This is a genomic window from Ruegeria sp. BB9, assembly GCF_056539345.1.
The window spans coordinates 172,136-191,941 of record NZ_JBQFUU010000004.1; the positions used below are offsets into that span (position 1 = coordinate 172,136).

Consider the following 19,806-nt stretch of genomic DNA (forward strand, 5'->3'; position numbering starts at 1 on the left):
CCCTGAATCGTAGGGAATGGTTCCACCCATGGCAATCACCAAAGAAACCGTTTGCCTTTGAATAGCCGATGGGTTGGACCACAACCCGCTTTGCTCGGGGTCCAGGAATGGCCGAAGATTCAACTTGCGGGATCCGTAGCCCTTGTGAACGAAGTCCTAGAATTCTCTCAAAATGCTGAAGGGGATGCGTTCCGGCTTCGCGCAGCTCAGAGAGCCAAAGCTCCCATTCAGTAAGAGACAAGGCACGCATTTTTCGATGGCTGCGATCTTTCGTCTAGCAACTCGAAATTCCGTCGGATTCGGGGCCAGCATTTCAGTTGGCTGGCCCCGGCAAATTGTTTCGTGCGTGTTAGAACAGTGTGTCCGTGAAAGTGGTCAAAGCGTTGTGACGTGGCGCCATGGCTGCACGTGCTACGCTGTTGACCGGGGTCGCAACTTCACGTTGTCCGAGCGGGAAAGTGAGACCAAGACGCACGGTATCAAGATCGCCGCTTACACCACCAACATCCAGGTCGGACCGAACAAGTTCAAGGGAGACCTGACCAGGGAACTGGCTAATTTGACGGAGGTCGTAGTCGATGCCTACGCCAATTGTCGTTGCATCCGCATCAATGTCGCTCAGCGATTGGCGGCTGATACCGGCAAACGCTCCCCAACCTTGAGCGAATTGATAATATCCACCGATACCAAAGCTCGACAGAGCAATGCTTTCACCATAGCCCGAAAGCTCGCTGCGGACATAGTGAATACCGAGGACAGTCTGCTCGGAGGGTTGATAGCGGAACAGCGCGCCGTAGTCCGTCCAGTCCACGCCATCAATATCCGGGGAGAACTCGGTTTCACCAATCCATGCCTCGAAGCCATAACCGTTGGCGGAGTAACCGCCCGTGACACCATAAGAGGTTGTGTCACCTGACAGATCGAACCCAAGCCCGGTATCGATATCCGCATCGGCATAGTCGAGGTAGGCACCTGCCGTTGCACCGTTGCTGAATTGATAGGTCAGGGTCGAGCCCAGATCTAGCAAACTCATATCGCCTGAGACGTCGTCCGGATCGATATTGGTAAGCTTGCCGTCCAAGCCTAGAAACAGGCTATTTTCAAAATCAAAAACACCAAAAGCGTCTAGCGATGGCGTTCCAATATCACCGCCTCCATCAGAAAGGGATGTATGCCCATAACCAACTGTTGCTGCCCCTTGAAAACTCTGAGCTGCGGCGGTAGTGGATGCGAAGATGGCGATCAGAGCGATCGATGTTTTGTCTATGGAAAACAAAGTCTTTTCTCCTTTTTTTTGCTGTTTCCACGCGCCGAATTATCCAAGGTCGGTAGCACATTCAATATCAAAATGAGACTTTTTCGAGTCTCTAACTCGCGAGGCAGAATCTATTAGTTTCCAATGAAAAAAGTGCGTAGTGGCTCAATACAGACTACCCATGAGCCTGTTTTTTTTCGGACTGGCGCGCGCGCAAATGATGCATGCTTCGGCAGCATTGTCTCTATCAATCGCTATAGCTTTTTGATGTCATAGCGCACCAGCAGCTTATGAGTGAAGATGACATAGTATGACCGTCGTATACGTTAGCAGGGCAACGGAAACTTCGACCCGATGATGGCGGGTCTGGCTGCTAAGCTCGGTATCGGGAGGACGGAAATTGTCGCTTTAGGGCGTCGCTAGTGCTAGTTACTTGTCAGAATCAAACTCAACAATATGGAGCTCTTCGCAACCTCGATCGCGCGGCCGAAGTCTCTAAACTCCGATAGCGACCGCCACTATATCGCGCACAGTCAAGAGCATAGCCAGCTGCAATCACAGCTGCTCCAATGTCTCTGCCATCGGCGTAGCAAACGCCGACATAGCGATCATAGGTTCGCTCTCCTGTGAGCTTGCACTCAATGGATTTGCCACGCAGGTAGTTGACCATCCATCGGCGTGCATCTCGCCCAGCAGAGGTTCCCAATTCCGGTGCATCTACACCCTGCAATCTCACCGGTGTTCCATTTACAACAATCGTATCAGCATCTCGCACCTGCACGCCACCGGCCCATGCGGTGCTTGCAGTAAAAATCAACGTGGCAACTAGTCTCTTCAAAACAAATACAATCCTAGGTCTTTCGTCATTCGAGAATCTGAGTGGCAAGCCTTGTTTGGATTAGCTCATCTGCAACTAAGGCGTAAATCTGATCTGGAGGTGTGTTCAGCGAATAGAGCATGAGCGCTGGGTCGATGCCCATTTCGATAAGGTGCTGCATCGTTTCGCCTTGGCCCTTCTGAATGCCTTCTACGGCAAACACCACCGGGATCATACGCGGCTGTTCATAGTAATGCTGGTGCATTCCGACGACCCCTTTTTGAGACACAAGACGATCAATCCCACCCGCGAGAATATACGGGCATGAGGACATGCACACAGAACCTGCAAGAACTCCGGTATTTACTCCGGCTTCCCTCAAATGCTGTCCGATAATCAGTGCCTCTGAGACACGTCCACCGGGGCTGTGTAGCGCGACCAAGCCGGGTTTCTCGGTCATGTTTGAAAGGTATGAAATGAGCCGAGCAGCGTCCCCAGTCTCTATCTGACCGCTTAACAGAAGCACCTGCCCAAACTCGTCGAGCTCACTGACAGAAAAATCCAAACGCGCTGAAAAATTCGCCGGAACCGGCAAATCCTGCGGCCCATCGTTCAAAAATAGCGTCGGGTCAGTCCGATCGGTTCGATATTCACGCCGCTGGTCACCAGGTGATACCGGTCCAGACGGCAGTTCAACCCGATTTTTGAACGGATTTGAGAACTCTTCTGCGACATCGCTAAAGATAAGAACCGCTGCGATGACAAGCTGTAGGATCAGCACATATCTAAGACCGGAACGCGGATCGAAGCGCGATAGGTATTTCATCACGCGTCGTCTTTTTTCTGGGTCGCCCGCTCAATTACGGCAGCGTCTGCGACACCAAGCGTGGCCTCGACATCCTTCATCGCATTCATCGCCGCTCTCAGATCGGACAGCGTTAGAGTGTCCTCGATACTCATGCCGTCTTTTCCACTACGAATTGCGGCTTGAGTTATTGCCAGCACGAAGACCAGCACCGCAGGCAACAAGTCGATGGCAATTGCCCCCGCCCACGAGGGCACAAAGTTGCCCGCATAGATAATCACCGCGTCAGCGCTGGAGATTGGATTGTAGGCTGTCTCAATCGGCGGCTCCATGTCCAAAACCTCGTCAGCGGCGTTCTTAAGCGTCTTGCTGCGTTGATCGAGTGCGTTCAACACAGAGTTGATAGTTGAAGACTGCGCACTGCGGACATCAGAGCTACGTCCATCCAGCTCTGGGAGAACGACTGAAGAAGGCAGGTCTTCCGCCGCGCGCGCCACAAGAGGTGCTACGCTGTATTGGTTCAGGCGAGAGATTACTCCAGCCAGCTTTACGCTCTCTTCAGAAAACTGCACTGAGCGGCGCTCAACTGGCCCGGGCGCAACGGTTAGTTCGCGCATCTTTGCGAGGATTTCATTTCCCTGCTGGAAAGCTTCTTCGATCGGTTGCTGCTGGGCGGCGATTTGCTCTTCCAAGTTTCGGAGTTCTTCAGCCTTCTGTGTCAGCACGCGAAAGACAGCACCCCGTCCGGCTGTTCCGGAAAGATCGCCGGACTGCTCCAATTCCGCCAGTTCCTCAAAACTTTGGCGCGCACGCTCCACTTCACGACCCAGAGCTTGGCCGCTCAAAGCAATATCATTGGCTTGTTCTAATGCCGCCTGATAATCCCGAACCGTGTTCTCTAAGTGTTGTTCAACCGCAGCAGAACCGGCTAGTGCCGCCGCATTCAACCAACTGGACATCGCTATAATTGCGATTGACCCAACTATCGTAGAAATGGTCAATCCAATGAAGCCACTTGCTGTGCGCATCGACGGAAGCAACCTCAGCATATAGCTCCAGAACACGAAGATGCCGACAGATACCGCAACGGAGTAAGCCACAGCAGCAAAAAAAGAGACGGCTCCGTTATCTTCAAGCAGCGATGAGACACCAAGATAAGTGTAAATCCCGGAAGCTATTGCCAGGACCCCGAGAGCTGCTGGGGTGAACGTGTCAAGCCAGGCCAGGTGACTTTCAAGTTCCTTTGCAGTTCGAAGACCTTTTGCTTCTTCTGCCGTCAAACGCCCATTCCGTTCCGTCATGTTGACTCGCTACCCACTATCGAATTTGCACTCATCGAATAGTTAATCATCCGCTTTCGGGATTCAAACCGCAGATACCTCAATGGTTGAGCAGCTATCTGCGTCAAGCCTTCCCGCCATCGCACAACGCCAGGACGCGTGCTATCAGTAGGTCCAGTCGTCTGTAAGATCCATCAATTCGGTAAGAAGGGTGCCCGACTTTGGACAAATTGGCGGTCATGCATGCCTTTAGGCGCATTGTGGAACGTGGAAGTTTTGCGCGCGCGTCCGAGGACTTAGGCGTGTCACCAGCGTTGCTGAGTCGAGAAGTCAGACTCTTGGAAGAAAGCTTGGGCACGCTTCTTCTGACCCGGACCACTCGGTCCATGTCACTCACCGATGCCGGCCGACTGTATTACGAGGAGGCGCAGAACATTCTCGCTGCGGTAGGCGGCGTTGAGAACCGCATACGGGAGGGGGCCGGAGCGGTTCGCGGACACCTGCGCGTCAATGCGTCCAGCTCATTTGGCCAAGAGGTGATTGCGCCGATGCTGCCGAACTTCATGACGTCCTATCCTGATTTGCGGGTCACGCTGTCGATGGATGATCGCGTCGTCGACATGGTTGAAGGCGGTTTTGACGTGTCGATCCGCATTCGTGCAGCGATGCCAGACTCGGCGTTGGTTGCCCGAAAGATCGGTGCGGTGCGGCAAAGAGTGTATGCCTCGCCAGCTTATGTTGCGTCGGCCGGAATGCCGGAAAAACCCGAGGACGTAGCCCGGCACAAAGTGATCGGATTTCTTCTTGCCGATCACCTCACCACATGGACGCTTACTGGTCCGGATGGGACAACCACCGTTGAGCTCGACCCAATGATCCGCGTGGGGAACAGTCTTGTTCTGCGAGACTTGCTGGTTTCTGGACAAGGTATAGGGACATTGCCCGATTTCGTTTCGCGCCGCGCCGAAGCGCGGGGAGATCTGGTCCGCGTTCTTTCTGACTACGAGCTCCCAGCGCCTGAAATCTTTGCTGTCACAACATCAAGACTGGGTGCGGATGCAAAGGTATCGGCCTTTGTCGATCAATTGCGATCGGCCTTGCGCGACTAAGATTATTCAACCTGCGTAAAGAATGAAGTCAAACCAGACCGCTTACTGCGTGGTCGGGTATTTCCCATTCTCTCTGGCAAGCAAACGTCACGCCTGAGAGGTTCAAAATGACACGCATTCTCGTTCTTTACTATTCCAGCTACGGTCACGTCCGCGCCCTTGCAGAGGCTGAGGCGGAAGGCGCACGCAGCGTCGCCGGCACACATGTCGATCTGCGCCGCGTTCCGGAAACCGTTCCTGAAGATATTCGCCAAAAAGCAGGGTTCACAGAAGACAGAACCCCTATGGCAAGCCCTGCCGACCTTGAGCACTACGACGCCATCATCTTTGGCACACCAACCCTGTTTGGCATGATGGCGGGTCAGATGAAGTCTTTTCTCGATCAAGCCGGAAGCCTGTGGGCGCGTAATGCATTGGTTGGCAAGGTCGCGGCGGTTTTTGCCTCCACCGGCTCGCAGCATGGTGGGCACGAAGCGACGCTGCTGACCACGCAAGTCCCGCTCCAGCACTTTGGAATGCTGATCGTTGGCATGCCTTATACCTATGTTGGCCAAACCACGGCTGACGAAATCGTCGGCGGCGCGCCCTACGGTGCTGGCACCATCGCTGGCGCGGATGGCTCGCGCAGTCCGACAGATAAGGATCTCGCCGGTGCGCGGTTTCAGGGCAAACATGTTGCGCGGATCGCAGTGCGGCTGGCCGGGGCGAACCTTCATGAGGAGGCCGCGTGATGGCGACCCTCACTGTAGAGTTCTACCACGATGTCGTGTGCTGCTGGTGTTTCAACATTTCCTCGCGGCTGCGCGAACTTGCCACCGAGTTCGATCTGAAGGTCGTGCATAGAACTTTTGTCCTGCAGGCAAGCCGCGCAGAAATGGCAGCCCGGTGGGGCACACCGGATCGGGCCCGTGAGACCATTCTGGGCCATTGGTCGGTTTGCCGACAGGTCAGCGACCGGCCCGAATTGGTAGATATCGATGCGATGCGCACGGCTAAATTCGACTATCCGCACGGATTGACCGCAGCCATCGGTTGCAAGTCAGCGGAACGCTTGGGCGGACAGCCTGCCCATTGGGATATGTTCGACCGCCTCCAATTGGCCCATCTCAGCGAGGCGCGCAACGTCGCGGACACCGAGGTTGTGTTTAGCGTCGCAGACGAACTGGGTCACGACGCGCGCTTGTTCGCCGAAGTGTTCCGGGACCCAGCATCGGTCCGGGCGGTGGAGCAAGACCGACACCGCGCGCGCGCTCTGCAAGTTCACTCTGTTCCGACCCTCATCATACGAGAAACCGGCACTCGTCTGGTCAATGGGCCGACCGATGACCTTGCCGCGCAGTTGCGAACTGCCATGCGCCTGGTCGCCTGAAAGGAGAACGCCATGAAACGCATCATTCGACGGGTTTTCAATCCCAACCAACCGCCACGCCATGTGCGTTGCGATCTGCCACCTGAAATGCGTCGCGACATGGGGCTTCCGCCGTGTCCGCAACGTCCCCGCTTGAAGATCCACACTCTGTGGTGATTGAGAATCTGGAGCTCAGCCATGTCCCGCTCAACCGACATCTTTTTGACCGCTCTGGCGCCCGCCATCTGGGGCAGCACCTACCTGGTTACGACCGAGGCTTTGCCGGACGGCTACCCGATCACCTTGGCGGCTTTACGCGCGCTACCGGCCGGACTGCTTCTTCTGGCGCTCACACGCTGTCTGCCTCATCGCACCTGGCTGGGTAGGGTCTTTCTGCTGGGCGCCTTCAATTTTGCAGTGTTTTGGGTGCTGCTTTTCGTTGCAGCCTATCGCCTTCCGGGCGGCGTTGCGGCGACCTTGGGTGCTCTTCAGGCAATGATGGTTATCTTCATGGCGCATGGTTGGCTCGGCACACCCATCCGGATCGCGGCAGTTGGGGCAGCGGCAACCGGTGTGCTGGGAGTGGCCCTACTGCTTGTCACACCGGAGGCCGCGTTGGATCCTGTCGGTATTGCCGCAGGTCTTGGCGGGGCCGCGTCGATGGCGGCGGGAACTGTTCTCAGCCGGAAATGGCAACCACCGGTCTCAGCATTGAGCTTCACCGCCTGGCAATTGACGGCAGGTGGTTTGATACTGGTGCCATTGGCACTGATTTGCGAGCCGCCCCTGCCAACGCTGTCTGTCACAAACGTTGTGGGACTGACTTGGCTAGGACTCGTTGGCGCAGCCGCAACCTATGCCCTTTGGTTCCGAGGCGTGGCGCGAATTGAACCTGGAGCTGTGGCCATGTTGGGCATGATGAGCCCTGTAACAGCTGTGGCCCTCGGCTGGATCTGGCTCGACCAATCTTTGTCACTTGTTCAACTCGTGGGTGCCTTGATCATCATTGGCTCCGTCTTGGCAGGCCAGAGGGCCAACCGGGTCCTTCCCGAGCCACTTCCCGCAGGGAAGAGTAATCTTTCCAAGGTCTCCGTTTGAATATTGCCGGGAAAGAGATTTCTCAGCCGACAAAAAAATATTGCTCAACTCCGCAGTTCGACGACGCGCTCGCTATAGACACATTTGTCATCTGGAACTTATGCGGAGAGCAGAGCGTGAACACCCGGACGTGTTTCAACTCAAAATGGCCAAGCCATTTCCATTACAAGCGCATGCGGAATGAGTTGCGGCGCAGGCTATGTGAATTTCAGTTTGACTACTTCGTGACCCTTGCGAGCAACCACAAGCCGCTGGGCTATCCGCGTATGCGTGAGCTTTTGAAACAGTGGGACGCTCGTGTGAATAGGGAGATCAATGGACCCCGCTGGTCGAAGCGTCCGGACGAACGTTTGTTGTGGTTCGCATTTCCGGAAAAGCTCGACGTGAATCCGCACTGGCACCTGATCGTTCAGGTTGACCCCCATGTCGAAACCCAGACCCGTGCCGATCGGACGCTGCAACTGCCGCAGATTGCAGAAAAACACTGGATGCAATTGCTTCCACAGGGGTCCTTCGACTGCCAAGGTGTTGAGGATTATGCAATTATCGAGTATATTACCAAGGTGAGCGAAAGAGAGGATCTGTTCCGGAGATTTATGGTCTCCAGAGAGTTTCTGAAGAATTAGGCGACTGCTTCGGGCCCGTTTGCGACGCTATGGGTGCCAAGCGACTTTCTATACATCCTCAGCTCCAAGCGGCCCATCTCCGGTCGTAATTGTTTTCTATTGCGTAGAGGGAAGCTCTAACCGTAGCGCACTCATCCTAAGAAAAATGACCTGGCTGAGCGCCGACCGAAGGGAGGTGCTCCTCGGACTGAGTGAGGCCGAAGGCCGAACGAGGGAGAATTCCTTCTTGTAAAGCACAGGTGGCACAATCCCGGACCTGGGAGCAGTCACACGGATACAAGCGCTCTACGTCGGATATAACACTCCCAGACTCTTACCTACTCGAAGTCCTAGGTTGAACCGACCGTCCCAAAGGGGATGCATACTGGCGCCACCACCTTCGGATGTTCCAAACCTCCTGTAGGCATGGTGGAATAGTGGTCGAGTAACCAAGCGCCGAGAGCGCTCAGGGCTTGTGACCTGCCCCCCCGCAAAATCCCTCACCGTGAAGTAGAGTCTGCCCAACCTATTTAGGAGCAGACGAATGCAGAAGAGCCGTTTTACAGCACTGGTGGGCCGCACCCATCGCTCGGGAACAAAACGCCGGCAGAAGCGCGCCGGACGCTTGAGCAATTTGAGGGCTCCGCGCCCGGCGCGCTCCCCAAACCCGCAAACTCTCATCATGAACGAGGGGCCAGCGGGGGGGCAGGTCAGAATTTCTTTCGTTTATTTTCAATATATTATACTTTTTTTCCCAAAACTTCGCGCATCGCAGCTCCTCGTCGCTATAGACAACTCATCTTGATCGAGGAGAGCAAAAGGTGACACGACCGTATACCCCGGAATCCCTTGCGGAGCGTTGGGATTGTAGCGCTGAAACTGTGCGGCAGCTCTGCAAGTCAGGCCGACTGAGTTCGTTTAGAATTGGCCGGCTTTTTCGCATCCCTTCACAGGCAGTAGAGGAATTTGAGCAGTGCAGGAATACACAATCGGCCGCCTCAAAGGTCGCTTCGTCGTTGTCTGGTATGAGAAAGATGGAAAAAGACGCCGGTATCGTCTTGATGCGGAAACCCGTGAGGCAGCCGAGGCAGAAGCTCGGGATATCCTCCTCTCCGCGACAGCCCAGAAAAGCCAGTTGACCGTGGAAATGATCTGGCATGCATATAGCGAAACCGTAGTAGGTCGCCCGGTCTATGAAGACATGAAATACACAGGGCGTTCGGTTCTGCCTTGGTTCGGATCTCTTCGCCCTGATCAGATCAGTGCGAATGACTGCCGTGCCTATATTGCGGACCGGAAGAGAGCGGGAATTCAGGATGGAACGATCTGGACCCAACTGGGGAAACTGAGAACATGTTTGAATTGGGCGGAGAAGACAGGGTTGATTGAGCGAGCGCCCTACATAGAACGCCCTAGCAAACCTGCGCCGAAAGAGAGATACTTAACGCGAGACGAGATCAAGAAGCTGCTTTCAGTTGATTGCGCACCCCACATCAAGCTTGCGATCCGGCTGATGCTGTCGACAGCGGCACGAGTGACTGCCGTCTTGGAACTCACCTGGGACAGGGTAGATTTTTCGCGCCGCCAAATAAATCTTCGCGCCGGTGAGGGGCGCAGAAAGGGGCGCGCCATAGTGCCCATGACCGACGGTCTCCACTCAGCATTGATAGATGCACAAGAAGCGGCACTTTCGGGGTATGTGATTGAATGGGCGGGCGGTCCAGTGAAGTCTATCAAGAAAGGGTTCAAAGCGGCTGCGGACGCCGCTGGGCTGCGGAACGTTTCGCCGCATGTTCTTCGGCATACTGCGGCAGTTCATATGGCTGAAGCAGGAATTTCGATGGATGAGATAGCTCAGTATCTCGGCCACACCGATACCAGAATCACGGCGTCGACCTATGCTCGGTTCAGTCCCGAGCATCTGCGGAAGGCTGCCAGAGTTCTGGAGTTCGAATAGCAATGAGGTTCAACGAACCTTGGAGCTCTGTCTTACCAACAAAAAAGGCGCCACAGGGCGCCTTGTTTTATTGGTCGGAGTGAGAGGATTCGAACCTCCGACCCCTGCCTCCCGAAGACAGTGCTCTACCAGGCTGAGCTACACTCCGACCGTGGCGCGTGATCTATACCCAGTGGATTTGATGCGCAAGAGGGATTCTGTGTGCTTTTTGTCCGAACTGACTCTGCCGCTTGGACCCGCAGGAATTGGCCGGTCAGGGCAGGGCCTCGGTTTGATAGAGGCGGATCTTCGTGCCGCCATGATCGACGATCGGACCCGGAGGCAGCAACGGCAGGCGGGTGGCGCGCGCCAGGGACTGGTTGCTGGTGACGACCCCGACACGCCAGCCTGAAAACTTGGACAACATCACTTTGCCAAAGCTGCCATACAGCGACCGCAGGCGTTTTTCGTCGCCGATGCGTGCCCCATACGGTGGGTTGACGATTACCAGGCCCGGCCCGCCCATGGGCGGTTTCAGGTCAGCGACTGCGCGTTTTTGGAATCGCGTCCCGCCGTCCACCCCGGCGCGGCTGGCATTGGCCTGCGCGGCCGCAATCGCCCCGTCATTACGGTCCGAGCCATGGAACACGGTATCTGTCTGCGTCGCGACCCAGTCGGTGCGGAGTTCTGCCCAAGCCTTGGGGTCGAATCCGGCAAAGTCCTGAAAGGCAAAGGCTCTGTCGCGGCCGGGCGGCAGGCCCATCGCGATCTGCGCGGCTTCGATCACGAAAGTGCCCGAGCCGCACATCGGGTCCAGCACCGGCTCGGATCCGTCAAAGCCGCAATTGCGCAGAAACATCGCCGCCATCGTTTCGCGCATGGGGGCCTTGGCCACCGCTTCCTTGTGCCCGCGCTTGTGCAGCGCCTCTCCGGAACTGTCGAGGGAAAATGTGCAGATGTCTTTCTCGATTCGCAGCAGAACACGGACCGTCGCCTCGGACGAGATCGGGGCCCCCAACGTGTCAGAGATTGCGCCTTCAATCCGTTGCCGTGCTGCGCCGGCATGATAGATGCGGGATTTTCGGCTGGTGGCCTCAACCCGAACCGGGACGTCGGGTTTCAGAAAATCTCCCCACGGAAACTTTCGTGCCCGCTTGTCCAGCTGAGCCAGATGCACAGCCGGGAACGAACCCACCCGAACCAATACCTTGTTGGCACCGCGCAACTGGAGATTGGCACGCCAGACCTCGCGCAGGTTGCCACGAACCGTGACACCTCCGGGGGCGAGCCGGGCCTCTACGAATCCGGCCTCCTGCGCTTCGGCGAGGAGGGGAGCCTCCAGACCGGGTGTCGCGACCAGAAAAATCTCAAGATCGGTATTCTCCATTCCGGCTGCTTATATCAGCAGGGCCATCCGTGCGACACGAAATTTCCTACCAAGTTTTTGGTACTCCACCCGAGGTTTCGGTTAAAAATAGCTACACGGCACGCGATTTGGGCGGTAACAGGTTTGCGTTTGGCCGCTTCGCCGCGTAAAGGGGCCGTAATCAGAGAGACGCCCGCGGATTTCGGCCGGTCCTCGTCGTTTTTACGACGGGCTTTACGAAACTCCGCGCTATGCAGTGCCCAAAACAAAGGGCGCTGTATGACGGGCGCAAGAAAAAGGCTTGGAAGAACGTAGCGACATGCAAACTTTCAAACTGAAAAAGGGACTGGACCTTCCGATCGAGGGATCGCCTGAACAGGTCATTCAGCCAGGGCCAGCATATTCTTCGGTTGGCGTGCTGGGTGGAGACTATATCGGGCTCAAACCACGGATGCTGGTGCAGGAAGGGGACACTGTCCAGCGCGGCACGCCGCTGTTCTGCCACAAGGACGCGCCCGAGGCGATGATGGTGGCGCCGCTGACCGGCAAGGTCGTGGCCATCAACCGCGGCGCGCGGCGCGTGCTACAGAGCGTCGTGATCGAGTTTTCGGACCCCAACGACCCCGGTGTCGATTTCTCGGGCGTGGGCGATGCCGAGACCGCGCAGGGCCTCACCGCCAAGCTGTGCGCCGCCGGCCTGTGGACCGCGTTCCGCACGCGGCCCTATTCCAAGATGCCGCAGCCGGGCACCGCGCCCGCCGCGATTTTCGTCACCGCCATGGACAGCGAGCCGCTGGCCGCCGATGCCGCGCTGATCATCAATGACGCGAGCGAGGCCTTTGCCGCCGGTCTGGCCGCCGTGGCCAAGCTGACCGAAGGCAAGACCTATCTGTGCCAGAAGGATTGCGACACGATCCCCGGCGTCGATCTGCCGGGCGTCGAGGCCGCGGCTTTCAGCGGCCCCCATCCGGCGGGCCTGGCCGGGACGCATATCCACTTCCTCGAACCCGTGACCGCCGAGAAAACCGTCTGGACCATCGGCTATCAGGACGTGATCGCCATCGGGCGGCTGCTGCAGTCGGGGCATCTGGACCCGAACGTGGTGGTCGCTCTGACCGGTCCCGGCGCGCGTCAACCGCGTCTGGTCCGCACCGTCATGGGCGCCTCGACCGAGGATCTGACCCGTGACGAGATCAATGTTGATGGCGAAGCACGGGTCATTTCGGGTTCGGTCCTTTCGGGTCGTCACGCCACCGGGCCGTTCGCCTATCTGGGACGCTTCGCGCGCCAGATCTGCATCATCCGCGAGGATCACGACCAGATCCCGATGGGTTGGATCCGTCCGATGCCGTCGAAATACGCGGTGCAGCCGGTTCTGGGTTCGGCCTTTGCCAAAAAGCTGTTCGCCTTCACGTCAAACCTGAACGGCGGTCGCCGCGCCATGGTGCCCACCGGCACCTTCGAAGAGCTCATGCCGCAGGATTTCCTGCCGACGCAACTGTTGCGGGCGCTGTTGGTGATGGATACCGACACGGCGCAGGCCCTGGGCGCGCTGGAGCTTGACGAAGAAGATTTGGGCCTTGTGGGCTTTGCCTGTCCGGCCAAGTATGAATACGGGCTGGCGCTGCGCGACTGCCTGACCAAGATTGAAAAGGAGGGCTGATCCACATGGGTTTGCGCAGCTTCTTTGACCGGATCGAGCCGAACTTCACCAAGGGCGGCAAGTACGAGAAGTTTTTCCCCATCTACGAGATGGTGGAAAGCTTTATCTACACTCCGAAAACCGTAACATCCGTGGCGCCGCACGCGCGGTCCTACGTGGATATGAAACGGATCATGACCTATGTCGTGATCGCCACCATCCCCTGCATCCTGTGGGGCATGTACAATACCGGCTTCCAGGCCAACTCGGCCATCGTGACGCTGGGCCCGGAGTCGGCGACCGGGTGGCGCATCGCCATCCTGCAGGCCCTGGGCATTTCTCTGGATCCCTCCAGCATCTTTGCCAACGTGATGCACGGGCTAATGTATTTCCTGCCGATCTATATCGTGACACTGGTCGCGGGCGGCACCTTCGAGGTTATCTTTGCCACCGTGCGCGGGCATGAAGTGAACGAGGGCTTTCTCGTCACCTCGATGCTGTACACGCTGATCATGCCGGCCACCGCGCCGTTGTGGCAGGTGGCGCTGGGGATCATCTTTGGTGTGGTCATCGGCAAGGAAGTGTTCGGGGGCACCGGTAAGAACTTCCTCAACCCCGCGCTGGTGGGGCGCGCCTTCCTGTATTTCGCCTATCCCGCATCCATGTCGGGCGACGCGGTCTGGACCCCGGTCGACGGTTTTTCCGGCGCGACCGCGCTGGCCGTTTCAGCCGCCGACGGCTACCAGGCGCTGGCGGCCGAGGGCATCACATGGTGGAACGCCTTCTTCGGCTCGATCCAGGGCAGCTTTGGTGAGACATCGACCCTGGCCTGCATGGTCGGGCTGGCCTTCCTGCTGATGACCAAGATTGCCAACTACCGCCTGATCGTGGGCTGTCTGGCAGGGACCATCGGCTTTACCCTGCTGCTGAACCTGATCGGATCGGACACCAACCCGATGTTCGCGATGCCGTGGTACTGGCACGTCGTGCTGGGCGGTTATGCGTTCGGTCTGGCCTTCATGGTGACCGAGCCGGTCTCGGCCAGCCACACCAACATGGGCCGCTATATCTATGGCGCGCTGATCGGGGTCATGGTCGTGATGATCCGGGTGGTGAACCCGGCCTTCCCCGAAGGCATGATGCTGGCCATCCTGTTCGGCAACGTCTTTGCGCCGCTGATCGACCATTTCGTCGTTCAGGCAAACATCAAACGGAGGGCGCGTCGCCATGTCTGATACGCAATCCCCTGAACCCAAAGGCGCCATCGCCCGGTTCCTGGCGGCCTCGCCGGACTCGGTTGGCAAGACAATTTTCATCGCGGTCGCCGTGTGCCTGGTTGCTTCGATGATCGTGTCGGCAGCGGCCGTCAGCCTGCGCCCGGTGCAAGAGGCCAACAAGCTCAAGGACAAGCAGATCAACGTTCTGCAGGTCGCGGGCGTTTATGAGCCGGGCATCGACGTGGCCGAGGCTTTTGCCGCTTTCGAACCGCATGTGCTGGAACTGGCGACGGGTGAGTTCGTCGACGACCAGTTCGACCCGGCCACGTTCGACGACATTGCCGCCGCCAGTGACCCCGAGTTGAGCGAGCCGCTTGCCGACGACCCTGCCGGCATCGGCCGCAAGGCGAAATACCGCGTGATCTACCTGCTGCGCGACGAAAACGGCGCGCTGGACAAGGTGATCCTACCGGTCCACGGCTATGGGCTGTGGTCTACGCTCTATGGCTTCATCGCGCTCGAAGCGAATGGCAACGACATTTTCGGGCTGCAATTCTATCAGCACGGGGAAACGCCGGGCCTGGGGGCCGAGGTGGACAACCCGCGTTGGAAAGCCCTCTGGAGCGGCAAGAAGCTGCGCGACGATACGGGTGATCTGCAGATCACGGTCGCCAAAACCATGCCCGCCGCAGGGCCTGACTTCTATATCGATGCGCTGGCCGGCGCGACCCTGACTACGGTCGGCGTCGACAACCTGGTGAAATTCTGGATGGGGGACGCGGGCTATGCTCCGTTCCTGGCCAAGCTGCAAGCAGGAGAGATCTGATGTCACAGACCAAGAAAGATCTGCTGGTCGACCCGCTTGTCGACAACAACCCGATCACGCTGCAGGTGTTGGGTATCTGCTCGGCGCTGGCGGTAACTTCGTCGCTGCAAGTGGCCTTCGTGATGTCGCTGGCCGTGATGTTCGTGACGGCGTTTTCGTCCTTCTTCATCTCATGCCTGCGCAACCAGATCCCCGGCTCGATCCGGATCATCGTGCAGATGGTCATCATCGCGTCGCTGGTGATCCTGGTCGACCAGATCCTCAAGGCCTATGCCTTCGAGATATCGAAAACGCTGTCGGTCTTCGTGGGCCTGATCATCACCAACTGCATCGTGATGGGCCGGGCCGAAGCCTTTGCCATGAAGAACCCGCCCGTGGCGTCCTTCATCGACGGCTTGGGCAACGGCATGGGTTATGGCCTGATCCTTATGCTGGTCGGCGTCATCCGCGAGCTGTTCGGCTCGGGCTCTCTGTTTGGGGTGACCATCCTGGAAACCGTGAACAACGGTGGCTGGTACGTCCCCAACGGCTTGCTGCTGCTGCCGCCGTCGGCCTTTTTCATCATCGGCCTGATCATCTGGGCCTTCCGTACGTGGAAGCCGAACCAGGTCGAGGAACGTGAATACAAGATCCAGCAGGTAGAGGCGCACTGATGGAAGGTCTCATCTCACTGGCCGTGAAGGCCATCTTCGTCGAAAACCTCGCGCTCAGTTTTTTCCTGGGCATGTGTACCTTCATCGCCGTGTCGAAAAAAATCTCGACGGCGCTGGGGCTTGGGATCTCGGTCATGGTCGTGCAGGCCATCACCGTTCCGGCCAACAACCTGTTGCTGAACTACCTGCTCAAGCCCGGTGCGCTGGCGTGGGCCGGGTTCCCGGATGTTGACCTGACCTTTCTCGGCCTGATTTCATATATCGGCGTGATCGCGGCGATGGTGCAGATCCTCGAGATGGTCTTGGACAAGTATTTCCCGCCGCTCTACAACGCGCTGGGGATCTTCCTGCCGCTGATCACGGTGAACTGCGCCATCCTGGGCGGCTCGCTGTTCATGGTCGAGCGCGACTACAACTTTACCGAGGCCGCAACCTATGGCCTGTCCTCGGGCTTTGGTTGGGCGCTGGCGATCACCGCCATGGCTGGCGTGCGCGAAAAACTGAAATATTCCGACATTCCGGACGGGCTGCAGGGCCTCGGCATCACCTTCATCACCGCAGGTCTGATGGCGATGGCCTTCATGTCCTTCTCGGGCGTCAAACTGTAAAGGGGCAGGGGCATGGAAACTTTCTCGCTCGGCGTTGTCCTTTTCACCCTGATCGTTCTGGCCTTGGTCGCGCTGATCATGGCGGCCCGGTCTCGGTTGGTTTCATCGGGCAACGTCAACATCACCATCAACGGTGAGAAAACCATCTCGGTTCCTGCCGGCGGCAAGCTGCTGCAGACGCTGGCAGCCGAAAAGCTGTTCGTTCCGTCGGCCTGCGGCGGCGGCGGTACCTGCGCGCAATGCCGGGTGCGTGTACTGGAGGGCGGCGGGTCGATCCTGCCGACCGAAGAAAGCCACATCACCAAGCGCGAGGCCACTTGTGGAGACCGCCTGTCGTGCCAGGTGGCCGTCAAGCAGGACATGAAGATCGAAGTTCCCGAAGAGGTCTTTGGCGTCAAGAAATGGGAATGCACCGTCCGGTCGAACGACAACGTGGCGACCTTCATCAAGGAACTGGTGCTGGAACTTCCCGAGGGCGAGGATGTGAATTTCCGCGCTGGCGGATACATCCAGATCGCCGCCCCGGCGCACAAGGTCGACTACAGCGATTTCGACGTCGCCGAGGAATACCGTGAGGATTGGGACAAGTTCAATCTGTGGCAGTACAAATCCACGGTTACCGAACCGATCGAGCGGGCCTATTCGATGGCCAACTACCCCAACGAAAAAGGCATCATCATGCTCAACGTGCGGATCGCCTCGCCCCCGCCGGGGTCCGAAGGCATTCCGCCCGGGCAGATGTCGTCCTACATCTTCAACCTGAAGCCGGGTGACAAAGTCACGATCTCGGGTCCGTTTGGGGAATTCTTCGCACGCGAGACCGACAAAGAGATGGTGTTCGTTGGTGGCGGCGCGGGCATGGCCCCGATGCGCAGCCACATCTTCGACCAGCTCAAGCGTCTGAACACCAAACGCAAGATCACTTTCTGGTACGGTGCCCGGTCACGCCGCGAGATGTTCTATGTTGAAGATTTCGACCAGCTGGCAGCCGAGAACGAAAACTTCGAGTGGCACGTTGCTTTGTCCGACCCGCAACCGGGCGACGATTGGGATGGCTACACAGGGTTCATCCACAACGTGCTGTTCGAGGAATACCTCAAGAACCACCCGGCGCCCGAAGACTGCGAATTCTACATGTGCGGTCCGCCGATCATGAACCAGTCGGTCATCAACATGCTACTGGATCTGGGTGTTGATCGCGAAGACATCATGCTGGACGACTTTGGTGGCTAAGAAAAAACCGGCGCAATCTTGCGCCGGTTTCATTTTGTAACATCAAGACCCAGAGCGCTGCGTATTGCCGTCGGTGGGTCAACGCGGTTGTCCCGCATGTAGCGTGCTACCAACGCCAACGTCCGGTCGACTCGACGACGATACCAAAGACCCTGCAGCCGGTGAAACCGCCGCCCTTGACGGCTGTCCAAAAATCCCAGCCAGATCACGTATCGCAACAGGAAATAGGCCCAGGCCCTGAGCCCACCGGACGACAACGTGCTGCATTCCCCATCGCAATCAGCGCGCTGAGCGCGCCGTTCAACAACGAATACGGCAACACGGAAAGAACTAGCAGCGCAGTGGTGGCGGCGCCAGTCAGCGCTGACACAAAAGCAAGGACGCATAGCACCGCGGAACACGCACCGGCGGCCTGCAGGTACTTTTTGCAGACGCAGCTTCGATAGGCCGCCAACGCCCGCCGCTGCTCGGCCAGTGCGTACAATCGTGTTATGGCTTGGTTCAGACCACCGAAACCGGCCACCTGCCCAAAGCTGAAGACCGTCAAGGCCAAAGCCAAGTGCGCATAAACCGACGGCTCCAACAGGCCGGTCTGCACCCGGACCAGCGCCAGCCCGCCGGTCAGAAGGCTGAAATGGCCGGCGGCAACCCACAGGGCCTCGGACCTTGCGGACAGAGGTTTCACAGTCAGAGAGTGTCTCTCATGTCAGTGTGCTGGCGCGGGTCAGAGCCTCAGATCACTGGCGCTGCGCGGCAGGCAGGATTTGACGTCGAACAGGACATTCCGGGCCTTTCCGAACGCTCGGATTTCGGCCGGATCCATCGCAAGATATGCGTCATGGGCAACCGCAAGGACGATACCGTCATAGGTGCCGGGCTTGGGGTGCTCCAGCAGGTCGATCCCATATTCGTCACGTGCGGCTTGCGGGTCGGCATGGGGATCGTGCACGTCTACGATCACGCCGTAGCTCTGCAACTCGTGAACGATGTCCACGACCCGGGTGTTTCGCAGATCAGGGCAGTTTTCCTTGAAGGTCAGCCCCATGACCAGGACCCGGGCGTCCGTCATCTCGATCCGCTCGCGGATCATCCGCTTGACCAACTGGGCCACGACATATGCGCCCATTCCATCATTCAGGCGCCGCCCTGCCAGAATGACCTGGGGATGATGGCCAACGGCCTCGGCCTTGTGGGTCAGGTAGTAGGGGTCGACCCCGATGCAATGCCCACCGACAAGGCCGGGGCGGAAGGGCAGGAAATTCCATTTGGTGCCCGCCGCGCGCAGCACGGCATCGGTGTCGATGCCGAGGCGGCCAAAGATCATGGCGAGTTCGTTCACCAAGGCGATATTCAGATCGCGCTGTGTGTTCTCGATCACCTTCGCAGCCTCGGCCACGCGGATGCTTTCGGCCTTGTGCGTTCCCGCCCTGATGATCCGCGCATAGAGCGCGTCCACCAGATCGGCGGCCTTAGGCGTCGATCCGGACGTCACCTTGCAGATATCGGCGATGCGATGCGCCTTGTCGCCGGGATTGATCCTCTCAGGACTGTACCCGGCAAAGAAATCCACGTTGAAACGCAAGCCGGATTCCCGCTCGAGGATCGGGACGCAGTCTTCCTCGGTCGCGCCGGGGTAGACGGTTGATTCATAGATGACCAGATCACCAGGCTTCAACACCCGTCCAACCGTTTCAGAGGCGCGCATCAATGGTGCGAGGTCTGGCTGTTTTTGTGCTGTGATCGGTGTCGGCACCGTCACGATATACGTGTCACAGCCCGTCAGATCGGCGGGGTCGGTGGTAAATCTTAACCCCCCGGCGGCGGACAGCTCGTCTTCGCTGACCTCATGCGTGGCGTCCTTGCCTTGGCGCAACGCGTCGATGCGCGTGGGATTGATGTCAAAGCCCAGAACCGGTCCAATCTTTCCAAAGGCAGCGGCCAGCGGCAGGCCGACATAGCCCAGACCGATCACGGCGATCCGACGGGAATTGGGGTTCGTTTCAAGCAT

19 protein-coding genes, 1 tRNA gene and 1 pseudogene are annotated in these 19,806 nt (G+C 58.0%); 13 read left to right on the forward strand and 8 right to left on the reverse strand.

Annotation, left to right across the window (positions count from 1 at the left end; translation table 11 throughout):
- Positions 1-349: 349 nt before the first annotated feature.
- The 4 genes from ACR0FC_RS14595 to ACR0FC_RS14610 form a co-directional block, all read right to left on the reverse strand.
- Positions 350-1,276 (reverse strand): porin family protein, encoded by a 927-nt coding sequence (locus ACR0FC_RS14595; protein ID WP_170343011.1) that lies wholly within the window; start codon positions 1,274-1,276, stop codon positions 350-352.
- A gap of 427 nt (positions 1,277-1,703) precedes the next feature.
- On the reverse strand, positions 1,704-2,036 hold the full coding sequence (locus ACR0FC_RS14600) for a thermonuclease family protein (protein WP_367646573.1): 333 nt from the start codon (positions 2,034-2,036) through the stop codon (positions 1,704-1,706).
- Between the two features lie 82 nt (positions 2,037-2,118).
- Positions 2,119-2,898, reverse strand: coding sequence for a COG3904 family protein (locus ACR0FC_RS14605; protein ID WP_170343015.1), 780 nt, complete (start codon positions 2,896-2,898; stop codon positions 2,119-2,121).
- Positions 2,898-4,178 carry a hypothetical protein gene (locus ACR0FC_RS14610; RefSeq protein WP_170343017.1) on the reverse strand — a complete coding sequence of 427 codons (1,281 nt, stop codon included), beginning with the start codon at positions 4,176-4,178 and terminating at the stop codon, positions 2,898-2,900. The genes ACR0FC_RS14605 and ACR0FC_RS14610 overlap by 1 nt, the downstream gene beginning before the upstream one ends.
- 200 nt (positions 4,179-4,378) lie before the next feature.
- On the opposite strand from ACR0FC_RS14610, the gene ACR0FC_RS14615 reads away from it, so the two are divergent.
- The 7 genes and pseudogenes from ACR0FC_RS14615 to ACR0FC_RS14645 all read left to right on the forward strand — a co-directional run bounded on the left by ACR0FC_RS14615 (position 4,379) and on the right by ACR0FC_RS14645 (position 10,274).
- Positions 4,379-5,266, forward strand: coding sequence for a LysR family transcriptional regulator (locus tag ACR0FC_RS14615; RefSeq protein ID WP_170343019.1), 888 nt, complete (start codon positions 4,379-4,381; stop codon positions 5,264-5,266).
- A gap of 107 nt (positions 5,267-5,373) precedes the next feature.
- Positions 5,374-5,997: an NAD(P)H:quinone oxidoreductase gene (wrbA, locus tag ACR0FC_RS14620; protein WP_170343021.1), complete on the forward strand. Its 624-nt coding sequence runs from the start codon at positions 5,374-5,376 to the stop codon at positions 5,995-5,997.
- Positions 5,997-6,635: a DsbA family oxidoreductase gene (locus ACR0FC_RS14625; RefSeq protein ID WP_170343023.1), complete on the forward strand. Its 639-nt coding sequence runs from the start codon at positions 5,997-5,999 to the stop codon at positions 6,633-6,635. Before wrbA ends, ACR0FC_RS14625 begins: the two co-directional genes overlap by 1 nt.
- A 177-nt stretch (positions 6,636-6,812) precedes the next feature.
- Positions 6,813-7,712 carry an EamA family transporter gene (locus tag ACR0FC_RS14630; protein WP_170343025.1) on the forward strand — a complete coding sequence of 300 codons (900 nt, stop codon included), beginning with the start codon at positions 6,813-6,815 and terminating at the stop codon, positions 7,710-7,712.
- A gap of 116 nt (positions 7,713-7,828) precedes the next feature.
- Entirely contained in the window at positions 7,829-8,338 is a 510-nt protein-coding gene (locus ACR0FC_RS14635; protein ID WP_170343026.1) for a hypothetical protein, read from the forward strand.
- A gap of 800 nt (positions 8,339-9,138) precedes the next feature.
- Positions 9,139-9,273 (forward strand): annotated as a pseudogene (locus tag ACR0FC_RS14640) (excisionase family DNA-binding protein); the annotation flags it as partial.
- 17 nt (positions 9,274-9,290) lie between these two features.
- Positions 9,291-10,274, forward strand: coding sequence for a tyrosine-type recombinase/integrase (locus tag ACR0FC_RS14645; RefSeq protein ID WP_170343028.1), 984 nt, complete (start codon positions 9,291-9,293; stop codon positions 10,272-10,274).
- Between the two features lie 71 nt (positions 10,275-10,345).
- Here the strand turns inward: ACR0FC_RS14645 and ACR0FC_RS14650 are convergent.
- A tRNA-Pro gene (locus tag ACR0FC_RS14650) sits at positions 10,346-10,422 on the reverse strand.
- 105 nt (positions 10,423-10,527) lie between these two features.
- Complete coding sequence (locus ACR0FC_RS14655; RefSeq protein WP_170341473.1) at positions 10,528-11,640, reverse strand: THUMP domain-containing class I SAM-dependent RNA methyltransferase; 1,113 nt, start codon at positions 11,638-11,640, stop codon at positions 10,528-10,530.
- Between the two features lie 298 nt (positions 11,641-11,938).
- Between ACR0FC_RS14655 and ACR0FC_RS14660 the strand changes: the two genes are divergently transcribed.
- From ACR0FC_RS14660 to nqrF, 6 genes are read left to right on the forward strand one after another with little or no spacing between them, the layout of a single operon-like run.
- The gene (locus ACR0FC_RS14660) at positions 11,939-13,282 is read left to right on the forward strand and encodes a Na(+)-translocating NADH-quinone reductase subunit A (protein ID WP_170341475.1); all 1,344 of its coding nucleotides are present in this window, start codon (positions 11,939-11,941) and stop codon (positions 13,280-13,282) included.
- A gap of 5 nt (positions 13,283-13,287) precedes the next feature.
- Positions 13,288-14,496 carry an NADH:ubiquinone reductase (Na(+)-transporting) subunit B gene (locus tag ACR0FC_RS14665; protein WP_170341477.1) on the forward strand — a complete coding sequence of 403 codons (1,209 nt, stop codon included), beginning with the start codon at positions 13,288-13,290 and terminating at the stop codon, positions 14,494-14,496.
- Positions 14,489-15,304, forward strand: coding sequence for a Na(+)-translocating NADH-quinone reductase subunit C (locus ACR0FC_RS14670; protein ID WP_170341479.1), 816 nt, complete (start codon positions 14,489-14,491; stop codon positions 15,302-15,304). The genes ACR0FC_RS14665 and ACR0FC_RS14670 overlap by 8 nt, the downstream gene beginning before the upstream one ends.
- Positions 15,304-15,957: an NADH:ubiquinone reductase (Na(+)-transporting) subunit D gene (locus ACR0FC_RS14675; protein WP_170341481.1), complete on the forward strand. Its 654-nt coding sequence runs from the start codon at positions 15,304-15,306 to the stop codon at positions 15,955-15,957. Before ACR0FC_RS14670 ends, ACR0FC_RS14675 begins: the two co-directional genes overlap by 1 nt.
- A complete protein-coding gene (gene nqrE, locus ACR0FC_RS14680; protein WP_152460185.1) occupies positions 15,957-16,565 on the forward strand; it encodes an NADH:ubiquinone reductase (Na(+)-transporting) subunit E in 609 nt (202 codons plus the stop codon). Before ACR0FC_RS14675 ends, nqrE begins: the two co-directional genes overlap by 1 nt.
- A gap of 12 nt (positions 16,566-16,577) precedes the next feature.
- Positions 16,578-17,798 (forward strand): NADH:ubiquinone reductase (Na(+)-transporting) subunit F, encoded by a 1,221-nt coding sequence (nqrF, locus tag ACR0FC_RS14685; protein ID WP_170341483.1) that lies wholly within the window; start codon positions 16,578-16,580, stop codon positions 17,796-17,798.
- Between the two features lie 205 nt (positions 17,799-18,003).
- Here nqrF and ACR0FC_RS14690 read toward each other — a convergent pair whose 3' ends face one another.
- Positions 18,004-18,483 carry a polysaccharide biosynthesis protein gene (locus ACR0FC_RS14690; RefSeq protein ID WP_170341484.1) on the reverse strand — a complete coding sequence of 160 codons (480 nt, stop codon included), beginning with the start codon at positions 18,481-18,483 and terminating at the stop codon, positions 18,004-18,006.
- A gap of 39 nt (positions 18,484-18,522) precedes the next feature.
- A complete protein-coding gene (tviB, locus tag ACR0FC_RS14695) occupies positions 18,523-19,806 on the reverse strand; it encodes a Vi polysaccharide biosynthesis UDP-N-acetylglucosamine C-6 dehydrogenase TviB (RefSeq protein WP_170341486.1) in 1,284 nt (427 codons plus the stop codon).

Coding starts and splice junctions, on each gene's coding strand:
- tviB (WP_170341486.1), bottom strand. CDS start 19,806: ATGCTTGAAACGAACCCCAATTCCCGTCGGATCGCCGTGATCGGTCTG.
- ACR0FC_RS14625 (WP_170343023.1), top strand. CDS start 5,997: ATGGCGACCCTCACTGTAGAGTTCTACCACGATGTCGTGTGCTGCTGG.
- ACR0FC_RS14670 (WP_170341479.1), top strand. CDS start 14,489: ATGTCTGATACGCAATCCCCTGAACCCAAAGGCGCCATCGCCCGGTTC.
- wrbA (WP_170343021.1), top strand. CDS start 5,374: ATGACACGCATTCTCGTTCTTTACTATTCCAGCTACGGTCACGTCCGC.
- nqrF (WP_170341483.1), top strand. CDS start 16,578: ATGGAAACTTTCTCGCTCGGCGTTGTCCTTTTCACCCTGATCGTTCTG.
- ACR0FC_RS14655 (WP_170341473.1), bottom strand. CDS start 11,640: ATGGAGAATACCGATCTTGAGATTTTTCTGGTCGCGACACCCGGTCTG.
- ACR0FC_RS14665 (WP_170341477.1), top strand. CDS start 13,288: ATGGGTTTGCGCAGCTTCTTTGACCGGATCGAGCCGAACTTCACCAAG.
- ACR0FC_RS14610 (WP_170343017.1), bottom strand. CDS start 4,178: ATGACGGAACGGAATGGGCGTTTGACGGCAGAAGAAGCAAAAGGTCTT.
- ACR0FC_RS14660 (WP_170341475.1), top strand. CDS start 11,939: ATGCAAACTTTCAAACTGAAAAAGGGACTGGACCTTCCGATCGAGGGA.
- ACR0FC_RS14675 (WP_170341481.1), top strand. CDS start 15,304: ATGTCACAGACCAAGAAAGATCTGCTGGTCGACCCGCTTGTCGACAAC.
- ACR0FC_RS14605 (WP_170343015.1), bottom strand. CDS start 2,898: ATGAAATACCTATCGCGCTTCGATCCGCGTTCCGGTCTTAGATATGTG.
- nqrE (WP_152460185.1), top strand. CDS start 15,957: ATGGAAGGTCTCATCTCACTGGCCGTGAAGGCCATCTTCGTCGAAAAC.
- ACR0FC_RS14630 (WP_170343025.1), top strand. CDS start 6,813: ATGTCCCGCTCAACCGACATCTTTTTGACCGCTCTGGCGCCCGCCATC.